9 protein-coding genes and 5 pseudogenes are annotated in these 12701 nt (G+C 70.6%); 10 read left to right on the forward strand and 4 right to left on the reverse strand.

Annotated elements, in window-relative coordinates:
* The first annotated feature begins 1 nt into the window (after nucleotide 1).
* The 5 genes from ACF07V_RS05955 (at nucleotide 2) to ACF07V_RS05975 (ending at nucleotide 6226) form a co-directional block, all read left to right on the forward strand.
* The gene (locus ACF07V_RS05955; RefSeq protein ID WP_392151662.1) at nucleotides 2-1261 is read left to right on the forward strand and encodes an ABC transporter ATP-binding protein; all 1260 of its coding nucleotides are present in this window, start codon (nucleotides 2-4) and stop codon (nucleotides 1259-1261) included.
* Nucleotides 1262-1286: 25 nt separating this feature from the next.
* On the forward strand, nucleotides 1287-2603 hold the full coding sequence (locus ACF07V_RS05960; RefSeq protein WP_392151663.1) for a flavin monoamine oxidase family protein: 1317 nt from the start codon (nucleotides 1287-1289) through the stop codon (nucleotides 2601-2603).
* Nucleotides 2596-3996, forward strand: a complete 1401-nt coding sequence (locus ACF07V_RS05965; RefSeq protein WP_392151664.1) for an aminobutyraldehyde dehydrogenase — start codon at nucleotides 2596-2598, stop codon at nucleotides 3994-3996. Before ACF07V_RS05960 ends, ACF07V_RS05965 begins: the two co-directional genes overlap by 8 nt.
* 172 nt (nucleotides 3997-4168) lie before the next feature.
* Nucleotides 4169-5122: an immunity 49 family protein gene (locus ACF07V_RS05970; RefSeq protein ID WP_392151665.1), complete on the forward strand. Its 954-nt coding sequence runs from the start codon at nucleotides 4169-4171 to the stop codon at nucleotides 5120-5122.
* Between the two features lie 726 nt (nucleotides 5123-5848).
* Nucleotides 5849-6226 carry a nuclear transport factor 2 family protein gene (locus tag ACF07V_RS05975; RefSeq protein WP_392151666.1) on the forward strand — a complete coding sequence of 126 codons (378 nt, stop codon included), beginning with the start codon at nucleotides 5849-5851 and terminating at the stop codon, nucleotides 6224-6226.
* A 73-nt stretch (nucleotides 6227-6299) separates the two neighbouring features.
* On the opposite strand, the pseudogene ACF07V_RS05980 reads toward ACF07V_RS05975, so the two are convergent.
* Nucleotides 6300-7140, reverse strand: a pseudogene (locus tag ACF07V_RS05980) (helix-turn-helix domain-containing protein); the annotation flags it as partial.
* 406 nt (nucleotides 7141-7546) lie between these two features.
* On the reverse strand, nucleotides 7547-8035 hold the full coding sequence (locus ACF07V_RS05985) for a hypothetical protein (protein WP_392152391.1): 489 nt from the start codon (nucleotides 8033-8035) through the stop codon (nucleotides 7547-7549).
* On the opposite strand from ACF07V_RS05985, the gene ACF07V_RS05990 reads away from it, so the two are divergent.
* A complete protein-coding gene (locus ACF07V_RS05990; protein ID WP_392151667.1) occupies nucleotides 7923-9053 on the forward strand; it encodes an MFS transporter in 1131 nt (376 codons plus the stop codon). The genes ACF07V_RS05985 and ACF07V_RS05990 overlap by 113 nt on opposite strands.
* Here ACF07V_RS05990 and ACF07V_RS05995 read toward each other — a convergent pair.
* Nucleotides 9021-9890, reverse strand: a pseudogene (locus ACF07V_RS05995) (IS5 family transposase); the annotation flags it as partial. The gene ACF07V_RS05990 and the pseudogene ACF07V_RS05995 overlap by 33 nt on opposite strands.
* Before the next feature lie 174 nt (nucleotides 9891-10064).
* Here ACF07V_RS05995 and ACF07V_RS06000 point away from each other — a divergent pair.
* Entirely contained in the window at nucleotides 10065-10217 is a 153-nt protein-coding gene (locus tag ACF07V_RS06000; protein ID WP_392151668.1) for a hypothetical protein, read from the forward strand.
* A gap of 564 nt (nucleotides 10218-10781) precedes the next feature.
* A pseudogene (locus ACF07V_RS06005) lies at nucleotides 10782-10955 on the forward strand (IS5/IS1182 family transposase); the annotation flags it as partial.
* Here ACF07V_RS06005 and ACF07V_RS06010 read toward each other — a convergent pair.
* Nucleotides 10955-11937, reverse strand: a pseudogene (locus tag ACF07V_RS06010) (IS481 family transposase). The pseudogenes ACF07V_RS06005 and ACF07V_RS06010 sit on opposite strands and share 1 nt — an antisense overlap.
* Nucleotides 11938-12042: 105 nt before the next feature.
* On the opposite strand from ACF07V_RS06010, the pseudogene ACF07V_RS06015 reads away from it, so the two are divergent.
* Together ACF07V_RS06015 and ACF07V_RS06020 are read left to right on the forward strand one after the other, a co-directional pair.
* A pseudogene (locus ACF07V_RS06015) lies at nucleotides 12043-12209 on the forward strand (transposase family protein); the annotation flags it as partial.
* 253 nt (nucleotides 12210-12462) lie between these two features.
* The gene (locus tag ACF07V_RS06020; RefSeq protein WP_392151669.1) at nucleotides 12463-12657 is read left to right on the forward strand and encodes a hypothetical protein; all 195 of its coding nucleotides are present in this window, start codon (nucleotides 12463-12465) and stop codon (nucleotides 12655-12657) included.
* Nucleotides 12658-12701: the final 44 nt, after the last annotated feature.

Raw genomic sequence — 12701 nt, forward strand, 5'->3', positions numbered from 1 at the left:
CATGACCCCGCAACCCACACCCGCGCAGCCCCCGCAGACGCCACACACCGCGCGATCCCCGCAGCCCCCGCCGTCGTCCCACACCGCGCGATCCCCGCAGCCCCCGCAGACGTCCCACACCGCGCGATCCCCGCGATCCCCGCAACCGCAAGCCGTACTCCACCACCCCGCTGTCCGGCTCGACCGGGTCGGCAAGCGTTACCCCGGCGGCTCCGGGAGCTCCGGGAGCTCCGGCGGCTCCACCGCGTACGCCGTCCACGACATCAGCCTCGACATCGCCCCCGGCGAGTTCTTCTCCCTGCTCGGCCCCTCCGGCTGCGGCAAGACCACCCTGCTGCGCATGATCGGCGGCTTCGCCGACCCCACCGAGGGCAGCGTCCTGCTCGACGGGGAGGACGTGACGGGCCTCCCGCCCCACCGGCGCAACGTCAACACCGTCTTCCAGAGCTACGCCCTCTTCGACCACCTGTCCCTCGCCGACAACGTGGCCTTCGGCCTCAAGCGCAAGGGCGTCGCCCGCCCCGAGATCCGCCGCCGGGTCGCCGAGATGCTCGACCTCGTACAGCTCGGCGACCTGGCCGGCCGCAGACCGCCCACCCTCTCCGGCGGCCAGCGCCAGCGCGTCGCCCTCGCCCGCGCCCTGGTCAACCGTCCACAGGTGCTGCTGCTCGACGAGCCGCTGGCGGCCCTCGACCTGAAGCTCCGGCGTCGGATGCAGGTCGAGCTCAAGCAGATCCAGCGCGAGGTGGGCATCACCTTCCTGTTCGTCACCCACGACCAGGACGAGGCCCTGAGCATGTCGGACCGCCTCGCCGTCATGAACGAGGGCCGCATCGAACAGTGGGGGACTCCGGAGGACGTGTACGAGCGTCCCACCAGCAGCTTCACCGCCTCGTTCCTCGGGACCTCCAACCTGGTCCCCGGCACCTACCGCGCCGGACGGGTGCTGCTCGACCAGGGACCGGCGCTCCCCGTCGGCGACCGCCCCGGCATGGCCGACGGCAGCCGGGTCAGCCTCTCGCTGCGCCCCGAGAAGATCTGGCTGTCCGACTTCGAGCCCGGCATGGCCCGGGTCACCGGCGTCGTCCGGGAGACCGTCTACTCCGGCCCCACCACCACCTACCTCATCGAACTGGCCCCCGGAGTCACCGTGCACGTCCTGGAGCAGAACACCGCCCGCTCCCGCAGGGAGGACCGCTGGACCGGCGGCGAGGAGGTCGAGCTCGGCTGGCGGCCCGAGCACTGCCTGGTCCTGGACTGACGACGGCCCCACCGGAGGAACACCCATGAACCACGACGTCATCGTGCTCGGCGCCGGACTCGCCGGACTCGCCGCCGCCCGCGACCTGGCCGCGGGCGGAGTCGACGTCCTCGTCGTCGAGGCCCGCGACCGGGTCGGCGGCCGCGTCGAACAGACCGCGCTGCCCGACGGCCGTCTGGTCCAGCTCGGCGGGGAGGTCGTCGGCTCGGCGCACACCGCGTACACGGCCCTCGTCGCCGAACTCGGCCTCTCCCTCGTCCCCAGCTACGTCGCCGAACCCGGCGCGCTCGCCCGCGCCACGCCCGAAGGCGTCAGCGTCGGCGACCCGCCGCACTGGTTCGGCCCCGGCGACGACGCCTCCCACCGGAAGGTCACCGCCGCCTTCGCCGCGCTCGCCGCGACCGTCGACCCCGACGCCCCCTGGTCCCACCCGCGGGCCGCCGCCCTCGACCGGCTGTCCGTGGCCGACTGGCTGCGTGACGAGGGGGCGAGCCCCGCCGTCGTACGGCTCTGGGAGATCGGCCAACTGGCCCTCGCCGACGGCTCGTACGAACGCACCTCGCTGCTCGCCGCCCTGCGCAAGCACGCCGCCGTCCCCGGCCTCGGCCACTACGAGTACGAGGCCTGGGAGGGCTTGCGGGTGGCCGAGGGATCGGCGACCGTGGCCCTGCGGATGGCGGCAGGGCTCGAGGGCAGAATCCGTACCGGCGCGCCCGTCGAGGCGCTCGCGGTCCGCCGCTCCGGCGGCTGCTCGGTGCGCCTCGCGGGCGGCGAGACCCTCACCGCGGCCGCGGTCGTCAGCGCCCTGCCCGCAGGCCCGCTGCGCTCGCTCGCCGTCACCGGCATCGGCGAGGAGCGCCTGTCCTCGCTGCACCACCAGCGGCACGCCCTCGCCGCGAAGTTCGTCGCCGCATACGATCGCCCGTTCTGGCGCGACCGGGGGCTCAGCGGTCTGTCCGAGTGCGAGGGTGTCCTCGGCAGCACCTGGCCGCAGAACGACGGCGTCCTGTCCGCCCTGATCCCGCCCGAGCGATACGGCGTCCTGCTCGGCACCCCCGCCCACCTGCGCACCCGCGAACTCCTCGCCGAGATCGCCCGGCTGTACGGCGACCAGGCCCACCGGCCACGCGCCGCGCACCTGCGCCTGTGGGGCACCGACCCCTGGACCCAGGGGTACGTCACCCAGTGGGCCCCCGGCGACGTCATGGCCGTCGGTCCCCGCCACGGCACCCACGAACCGCCCTTCTACGTCTGCGGATCCGACCAGTGGGTGGCCGGCTACATGGAGGGCGCCGTCCGCACCGGCCGCGCCACCGCGAAGGAGGCCCTGCGCCGTGGCTGACAGCCTGCTGAACCACATCGGCGGCCAGGACCGCCCCGCCGCCACGGGCGCGACCACCGAGCTCGTCGACCCCGCCACCGGGCGCGTGCACGGCCGCGCCCCACGCTCAGGCCGCGCCGACACCGACGCCGCCTGCGCGGCCGCCGCGGCCGCGTACGGGCCCTGGTCGGCCACCACCCCGGCCGACCGGCAGCGGGCCCTGCTCGCCGTCGCCGACGCCGTCGATGCGCACACGGGCGAGCTGACTGCCGCGGAGACCGCCGACACCGGGAAGCCCGCGGCACAGTTCCGTACGGAGGAACTCCCCGCGATCGCCGACGCCTTCCGCTACTTCGCCGGGGCCGCCCGCACCCTCCCGGGCGCCGCCGCGGCCGAGTACACCGAGGGCCACACCTCCCTGCTGCGCCGCGAACCGGTCGGTGTCTGCGCCCAGATCACCCCGTGGAACTACCCCCTGATGATGGCCGCGTGGAAGATCGCACCGGCCCTTGCCGCCGGCAACACCACCGTCCTCAAACCCGCCGACACCACCCCCTCCTCATCGGTGCTGCTCGCCCGGATCGCGGCCCCCCACCTGCCCCCGGGCGTGCTGAACGTCGTCTGCGGCGACCGCGACACCGGCCGCGCCCTCACCGTCCACCCCACCATCGCCCTGATCGCGCTCACCGGCAGCGTCCGTGCCGGCCGGGAGATCGCCGCCGCGGCCGCGGCCGGCCTGAAGCGGGTCCACCTCGAACTGGGCGGCAACGCGCCCGTGATCGTCCACGACGACGTCGACGTCCCCGCCACCGCCACCGCCCTGGCCCAGGTCGCCTTCTACAACGCGGGCCAGGACTGCACCGCCCCCACCCGCTTCCTGGTCCACGCCCGCATTCACGACGCCTTCCTGGAGGCCCTCGCCGACGCCGCCCGCGCACTGCGCCCCGGCACCGACCTCGGCCCGCTCAACAACGCCGCCCAGCTCGCCTCGGTCCGCGCCCTGCTCGACCGGCTGCCCGACCACGCCCGGATCGTCACGGGCGGGACACAACCTGCCCGTCCCGGCTTCTTCCACGCCCCCACCGTCGTCGCCGGGGTACGCCAGGACGACGAGATCGTCCAGGAGGAGATCTTCGGGCCCGTCGTGACCGTGCAGCCCTTCGGCGACGAGTCCGAAGCACTGCGGCTCGCCGACGGCGTACGCTTCGGACTGGCCGCGAGCATATGGACCAGGGACCACGACCGGGCGATGCGGGCGACCAGGGCCCTGCACACCGGGATCGTGTGGGTGAACACCCACGGCACCACGGTCTCCGAAATGCCGCACGGCGGAGTCAAACACTCCGGCTACGGCAGCGACCTGTCCCTCTCCGGCCTCCTCGACTACACCCGGCCCAAGCACGTCATGATCTGATTCGCGGGCGGCCTGGTGCTCCTCGGTCCGGCTCCCGTTCAACCGGCGCGGCACCACGCGGGTGCCCCCTGCCCCTCGCCCGACCTGCCGTTCGTCGACCCGACACGGGATGTCGTAGCGCGTTGATAGCGTGCCGCTGCCCGGCCGGATCGATCATGAAGGGACGTCAGTCGTGCAGGAAGTGGCACGTCACGAGGTGAGCGAAGAGCGCATCGCCCACGCGCTCGAGGACATCGAGGGGAGGGCCTTCGGCCGCTGGCACAGCATGCGTTACGCCTCCTTCCGCCTCGACGGGCTGCGCGGGATGAGCGACGAGCTGCTCGACCACGTCGCCGCCCGCACCCTGAGCGCACCGGAGCTCGACGATGCGTCACGCGTCGTGCTGCTGACCGCGGCGGAGTGTGCGCTGGGAGTGATCAGTCTGGGCTGTTACCCCAACGGGGACCAGGAGATCCGGTTTCCGCTGGTCCACGAGGAGCTGACGAGTGAGGAGCTCGCGTTCCAGGACGTCATCGACGAGGCGCCCACGGCGCGGACATGGCTGGACACCTTCGCGGCCGTCGTGGTCAGCGGCCTGGTGTGGGAGTGGCGGCGGGTCACCGGACTGCTGCTCCGGGACGACTTCGCGTCCGCGATCCGGGAGGGCGTGCCGTATTCGAAGCTGACGTCGGTGTCGACGTCGGCCGATCTGGCGGCCATGGAGGCGCTGACGGGCTATCTGACAGAGGCGAGCGGGCATCTCCCCCGCGACTGGCCGACCGTGCCCCTGTGCAAGCCCGGACCCGAGGAGCGTGCCGAAGCCGCCGGGCGACTGGACGCGGCCGGCGCGCTGACGCCGGACCAGCGGCTGCTGCGCGTCCTGCTCGACGACGACCAGGCCGCCTTCGAGCATGCCCTCGTGACCCGGCTGGTCGCGCACCGCGAGCATGTGGACCCGGACCCCGCCCCGCGGACGCTGCTGCCACTGGACACCCTCGCCCTGGCAGCCCTGGCCGTCCAGGTGCACGGGTGGGACCTGCTCGTCCGGTCCGGCTACCTGCCCCACGGCATCGTCGGCGGTACCGACGCGCTCCGACGAGCCGCGGACACCGAGCAGAACAACCTCGGCCACGGGCACGCCAAGTAGCCACGAGCGCCCCTGGCCACTCCCCCGGCGCCGACGCGGGAGTAGAGACCCGCTTCCCTTCCCGTCCGTCAGAGGCTCGGTCCGGCCGGCCTGCGCCGGTCGAGCGGGGACGCGCGACGCGCGAGGCGTTGTTCGAGGAGGTGGCGGACGGTCTCGCCGTGGCCGCCTCCACGAGCGCGTACAGCAGCGTCTCCTCGACGACCACGCGCTGCACCGGGTCCGCGCCGGCCGCGTGTGTGCGGAGGCGGCGGAGCGCGGAAAGGTCGCCGGCGGCGGCGCTCGGTGAGGTGCCGACGGATGCGGAGTGCGGACGGTGCCGGGCCCGTGGACGGCGATGAACTACGACTGCTGGCAACGACCCGTACCGCACGGGGTCGACGGTTAGGATCCGGCCTCCAGCAGCGGCGGGTACAGCGTCTGCCAGTCGGCGTCGGCCAGATGGATCGGGGGGCGTAGGCGGGCAGCTGGAACACGGTGAGCCGGTGGTGTTCGCCTCCATGAGCTCCCGCACGGGCAAGCGGTTGGGGGCCCACTCTGCGCCGACCAAGATCCGGGCCATACGCGGACCAGGCGCCGGCACGGGGCTTTTGCCCGTCAGGCGCCTCTCGCTCGCCCCGCGTAGGCAGAGGTCGTGTGTACACCTACTGCTGTGACCGGAATGGTTCACCGTGACCGGAAGGCGGCTCGCGGGACGAGCGCACGCGAAACGGCTGGTATTACTGGGGCATGCAGGAAGAGACCGCACGCTCCGCGATCGACACGTTCATCTCCGCGTTCAACGCCTCGGAGGACGGCTATGTGACTGCCCTGCTCTCCCAGGCCCTGACCTCAGACGTGGTCTTCTGGGGGCCGTTGGGCCGCAGCGAAGGAATCGCGGCGGTCGAGCGGTTCGTGCTGGACATCCGGCGCCACCCGGCCGGGACCGGCACGATGGTGCGCTGCTCAGCGGTGGACATGCCTGACGAGTGGGCCCGCTACCAGTGGGTCTTCACCACGCCTGATGGAGGCCCCCGGCTGGCGGGAACGGACGTCGTCCATCTGCGACGGAGCCTCATCGACCAGGTCATCGTCTTCGCGGGGGAGCTTGAGCCGTCCGTCTCCTGAGTCATCCTTCTGTCGCTGTCTTTCTCCTGAACTCGCCCTTCGGCGCTCGGAGGCTGCGGTTCGCGGTTGGCCAGGCTGCCGTGTTGAGGGGGCGCCCGCCCCAGCGGATGCCCTTTTCGCTGCGGATGCGGGCGCGTTCCTTGTGTTGGGCGGCGAGTACGTCGGGATGCGGGCGTTGGTATAGCGCCGGCGCAGGTAGCGGTGCAGTGCCTGGATTTGCGCGGGGTGGCTGCGGCGGTGGGAGTTGGCCAGGGTGAACTGCCGCAGCGGGCCGAAGTGGGTGCCCTTGCGGCGGCGGTCGACGCCCCACAGGCGGTCGTCGCGGAAGTCATGGACGCCGTGGGTGCGGCGGCAAGGTCGCACCCCTACGCGGAGGCGCCCGCCGCCGGCCGGCAGCCGGTTCGGCTTGCCCTGCTTCGCCCAGCAGGACCCGCGGCGGGCCGGATCCCCAGGGGCCCGAACTCGTCGAAGACGAAGACCCGGTCCGGGAACAGTTCCAGCACCTGCTCGATCCGGTCGAGCTTGGCATCGCGATCCGCGTCGGGTGACTCCTTCCAGGTCTTGGTGCGCTGGAAGGTGATGCCACGGCGCCGGAGCGGGCACCGTAAGGCTTCACGACCGATGCGGATGACACCTCCGTGAACTCTCCGCAGATAGGCGGCGAGTTTGCGGATCAACCAGCGGGTGAAGGGCCGGCCGCGCTTGCTGGGGCGAGTGGTGGCCGTCCGGATGACGAAGTCCTCGGCATCACTACTGAGCAGGCGGGGACGGCCTCCCGCCCACTGAGGATCCAGGCAGGCCAGGCCGATGTCGTTGAAGCGGTGGATCACGTCGCGCACGGTGTCCTCCTCGGCCTGGACCAGTTGGGCGATCACCGGCACCCGGTTCCCACCCGCCGGGGCGAGCAGCATCATCGCGCGCCGGTAGCGCACCGAACTCGTGCTACCCCGGCGCACGAGCCGGCCTCAAGTCGATGGTCGACCTGCACGAGGACTGTCCCGGACCAGTCACGGACCAGACTCCCGCCCGGGCACGTGTGGGGGCACGACGTAGCGGGACCGCTCAGGCTCTGCGGCGCACTCCGCAGGCGGACGCGGGCCGGGTCGGTTCGGCCGGCCCCGGGCCGTCGTACTCGACCCCGGCGAGCGGTTATCTCGTCGAGTACGCGCTGCCATTCCTTGGCGTACTGCTCCAGCTCCACGGACGGCCTCGTCGGACCGACGCGTGTACCGCAGCGGCGCAACGGATGGTATGTGACGCGGGGGAACACGGAAGAACATCGAATCAAATCGCCGTCTAGCAGATTTGCGACGTAAACCGTCACGTGACGACTTTCCTGGGCAGGCGGTTTCTCGACTTGGCCAAGTCGTCGCGGATCAAGCAGGGCCTTCCGCGCACCGCGTCGGTGCGGGCAGTCCCCTCCGACCTCTGGAGCAGCCCCATGCACTGTGGAAACGCTGGAACAGGCGACTCCGCGTGCGCATCCTGGCCGCCTTCGGCATCTCTTGGGGTCGGTTGTTGACGTCGGGAACCTGCCAGAAGACGGTGCCCGGTCCTGCTGCACTGGAGGTCACGCTCTCCATGTGATGCCCAACTCAGGACGGGATTCATGTCCACAGCAACCACCCCTTCTGTCCAATCTCCCGCATCGCCTGACCGCTCGCCTTTCATCTCCTGGCTGGCCGTCATCTCGGTAATGCTGGGAATCTTCTCCATCGTCACGACCGAGATTCTTCCGATCGGCCTTCTCACGTCGATCGGATCGAGTTTCACCATTTCGGACGGAATGGCTGGTCTCATGATGACCATGCCAGGATTCCTCGCCGGGGTCTCGGCCCCTGTCGTCACCGTGGTCACAGGACGTATCGACCGGCGGATCATGCTGGGCGTGTTCATCCTTCTGCTGTCGCTGGCCAACTTCCTTGCCTCCGCCGCGTCGAGCTACTGGCTGGTCCTGATGTCCCGCGTCATGGTGGGCGTCACCATCGGCGGCTTCTGGTCCATCGGGGCCGGACTCGCCGGTCAGCTGGTTCCCGCGAAGTCCGTGGGCCGCGCGACCTCGGTGATCTTCTCCGCCGTACCGCTCGGCTCCGTACTCGGAGTACCGCTGGGCACGTTCATCGGTGACATCGCAGGCTGGCGGACGGCGTTCCTCGTCATGGGCGGCTTCACGCTGGCCGTCCTCGTGCTGCTCCTCGCAGTCGTCCCGCCCCTCCCTTCGGACCAGGCGACGCGCCTCGATGTCCTCGGCAGCTTGCTCCGGAGGGTCAACACCCGCTTCGCCCTGGCCATGACCTTCCTCGTCGTGCTCGCCCACTTCGGCACGTACACGTACGTCACCCCGTTCCTGGAGCAGGTGACCCACGTCAGTTCGGGTCTCATCACGGTCTACCTGCTCATCTACGGTGCGGCCGGAATCGCCGGCAACTTCCTCGGCGGATCCACGGTGGGTCGCCATCCGCGGTCCACCTTCGCCACGGGGGCGGCCCTGATCGGCGCCGCGACCCTGCTCCTGCCCGTCCTGGGACAGTCGGACGCCTGCGCGGTGGCGCTGCTGGTCGTTTGGGGCGTCGCCTACGGCGCCGTCCCGGTCTGCTCCCAGACGTGGTTCGCCAAGGCCGCCCCCGACTCCCCCGAGGCGTCCTCCGTCCTGTTCACCGCCTCCTTCCAGGCCACCATCTCCATCGGGGCCCTGGTCGGAGGAGCCGTCCTCGACCGTTCCTCGCCCTCCACCGTCATGATCCTGGGCGGGCTGGCAGCCGTCTTCATGGTCCTCGCGGCCGGGGCCCACTGGGCGGGAAGGTTCACGTGGCCGAAGGCCTCCTAGGTTCATTGACTTGTTGACCGCCCGTTCCGCGGCGTTGCGTTTCTTGTACCGCTCCTTGGCCCAGCCGGGTGGGCGTCCCCCTGCACGGCCCCGGCTTATGCGGTTCGCAGCCTTGTCGTTCTTCTCGGGGATGATGTGGCGGATGCCTCGTTGCCGCAGGTAGCGACGGTCCGGCGGTTGCTGTATCCCTTATCGGCGCTCACGCTGTCTGGTGTGATGCGAGGGCGCCCGGGCCCGAGGCGAGGCACCCGAATGCGCTCCATGACCGACTCGAATTGTGTGCAGTCCGCCCGCTGGCCCACCGTCAGCAACAGTGACAGTACGCGGCAACGACCGTCGGCGTTCATGTGGATCTTGGTGGTGAAGCCTCCTCGGGACCGACCGAGCGCCTCACCTCCTGCACCACCTCCACCAGGCGGCCAAACGGTCTCCCCCATGGTCTTCCGCTCGGGTGTTCCATAGTCTCGCCCCTTTTGACACGGCAGGTGGCAGGGTCTTCCGGGCGCCGGCCGCGTGCTGGTGGGCACGGATCGAAGTGGAGTCGACCATGACGGCCCAGTCGATCTCACCAGTGGCATCGGCCTGGGCCTGCGCGTGCTGGAGTAGTCGCTCCCAGGTTCCGTCGGCCGACCAGCGTCGGTGACGTTCATGGACGGACTTCCACGGTCCGTAGCCTTCCGGCAGGTCACGCCACTGCAGGCCGGTTCGTACCTGGTGCGGGATTCCGTTGACCACCTGGCGGTGATCGCGCCACGGCCCGCAGCGGTTGTCACCCGTGGGCAGGAGCGGCTCCGGACGTCGCCACTCCGCGTCTGTCAGATCCCCCCGACCAGTCATGTAACGGCCAACGAATCAGCGGGCGGCAGCACGGGCAGGTGAACTCAGCCTCCCGGCATCCCCACCGGCGCTTGGTGCCGTGGGCGTGCACGGCCCACACGCTCAGCGCCCCTGACACGATGCCCGGAGCCGCGCCGGACATGCCGATCGCGACGCGCCCGCCCGCAGCCCGCCGTGAGGTCCCGGTACGGGTGGCAATCCCGTCAGGGACCCCGCGAAGACCTCTCGATTCTGGTCGGCCTGGCGCTGGCCGCCGCCTGCAAGGACGCCGACGGCTTCGGCGCCCGGATCAAGGCCGCCGCGGAGGCCGCGATCGCGTCCCCCTGACGGCGACGAGCCCAGTGGCACGTACCCCGAGCGCCCTCAGCCACCGGACGGCGCTTCGCATCGCGGAGGCGATCAGACAGTCGCGCACCGGTCGGGTCTTCCCTTCGGCTCGGCGTCCGGGCCTGCGCACGCGGCTCACGTCGCCCCGGACCATGCGCCGTGCGATGGCCGACCGGGACAACGCCATCTGGAAAGTGGACGTGGCCCAAGACGGCAACACTCGGGCCTGCCGGCCGTCGCTCGGCTGCCTCAACCTCCCCACGGCCACTGCGTGCAGAGACCGGGCACGGATGAGCCCCAGGGTCACGCTCACGACAAGTCGCACCGGTCCAGCGTCTCGCCCGACGACCTGTGGGACGCGGCGCCAGGCCGGCTGACTCTCCCCGACGGCGTCCGGCTTCTCCGCACGAAGGCACGACGCGAACTGCGTTCCGTCATCGCGCCCGTGGATGACCAGATCCTCCGGCGCACGGTCAACAACCCGTTCGAGGCGCAGCACCGATGTCCGCCGACCTTGCGCGGAAGGCCACTCGCTCGAGCTCCTCTGGGTGGAACGATCACGGTGTGACTGGTGTGATCACGGCGTCGGATCCGTCCTGTATAGCCCCGTTCACCGGACTCAGCCCGCGCGCCTTCGGAAAGCTCGTGCCGGTGCTGCGGCGCCAGGGCGCGGACACGGTCCGCCCGGGCCGACCGTGGAGCCTTCCGCTGGAGGACGGAGCACTGCTGGTCACGGCCTAGTTGTATTGACCCGCAGCGTTGTTGACCCGGCTGATGGGCGGGTGTCCGTCGAGTGCGGTGTGGCAGCGGTGGTGGTTGTAGGTGTGGAGGAAGTCTGCCAGGGATTCGGTCCGCTCGGTGTTCGAGGTGTAGGGCCGTAGGTAGGCCCACTCGTCGAGCAGAGTGCGGTTGAAGCGTTCGACCTCGCCGTTGGTCTGCGGGCGGTAGGGCCGGATCTTCTTATGGGCGATGCCGGCCGCGGTGAGGCTCTGGGTGAACAGCTTCGACTTGTAGCAGGCGCCGTTGTCGGTCAGGACGCGTTCGACGGTGATGGCGTGGGCGGCGAAGAAGGCGTTCACGCGTTGCCAGAAGGCGATGGCGGTGTGCTGGCGCTCGTCGGGCAGGACTTCGCTGTAGGCGAGGCGGGAGTGGTCGTCGACGGCTGAGTGGATGTAGCTGTAGCCGATCACCGGTGTGCAGCTCTTGCGCTCGGTGGTGGTGGCCTGACGATTGCGGTCGCCGGCCGTCCTGCCGACGGTTCGCCATCCGCCGCCGTCGGGGATGTTGCCGAGTTTCTTGATGTCGACGTGGACCAATTCTCCGGGCCGGTCGCGTTCGTAGCGGCGGATCGGTTCGCCGGTGGGCGGTCGAGCCAGGCCAGCCGGTTCAGGCCGTGCCGGGTCAGGATGCGGTGCACGGTCGAGGCGGGAAGGCCCAGGATCGGGCCGATCCGTGCCGGGCCGAGCTTGCGCTCGGTCCGCAGCCGGCAGACACGGGCCTCGACGGCGGCGGACGTCCGGTGCGGGGTCGTACCCAGCCGGCTGGAACGGTCGGCAAGACCCGCCTCGCCCTCGGTCCGCCAGCGGCGGACCCATTTGTGGGCCGTGGGCCTCGATATGCCCATCTCCGCGGCCACATGCGCGACCGGGCGGCCCGCCAGGACGCGTTCGACCAGGATCCGCCTGCCGTGAACGGTCAGCCGGGCATTACGGTGGGACACGAAGACCTCCGTGTGCGGTGAAGCCTAGACACCTCCACCACACCGGAGGTCTTCGCCATGATCAAGACCCGGCACCGTTAACAACGCTCGTGATCAATAACCTAGTGGCGCACCAACCTGACCATGCACCAGCTCGCGCCGCTCTTCGGGGTGTCCAAGTCGGTGGCGGACCGCATCATCAGCCACCTCGGACCAATGCTTGCCCTAAATCCCGCAAGCGGTTCGCCAAAGACACCGTGCCGAAAGTCCCACCATCAATGGCTTCCTCTAGGAGTTCTTGGGCTGGCTGATCAACTGCACCACACGGGGCCCAGGCTGGTGACCGGCAACGCTGCTTCCATGGCCGAGCCGGTGGTCGTGGCCTACGACGGACGTGAGGGGATCCATCTGCCGTGGCCGGCACAGTACCTCCTCTGGGCCCCATGTCCAGGCGGTGCCCGCCAAGCTGGCCCCGGCCGACACCGACTGACGGCAGTCCCCCGGCTCTTCACCCTCCTCGACGGTCTCTCGCGCCGCTCCCTGCGAGTGACCGACGACACCGAGTGGCACGACTCGCCCGCCGTGAACCAAGAAGCCATCGACAACGTCCCCAGGGCCGCGTTCTCGCCCGGTGCGCACTGCTGGTGGAACACCCAAGCAGCCGGGCGGCTCCCCCGCCAGCTTCTCCGCCTGGGACCCACCAGGACCAAGATCCGGACCAAGAAACTCGGCTTCTTCTAGGGGCTGGAGAAAGAGGCGCCTGACCTGGGGCCCCCAGCAGGCGC

This window comes from Streptomyces sp. NPDC015661, from assembly GCF_043077765.1.
Taxonomy (GTDB): Bacteria; Actinomycetota; Actinomycetes; order Streptomycetales; family Streptomycetaceae; genus Streptomyces.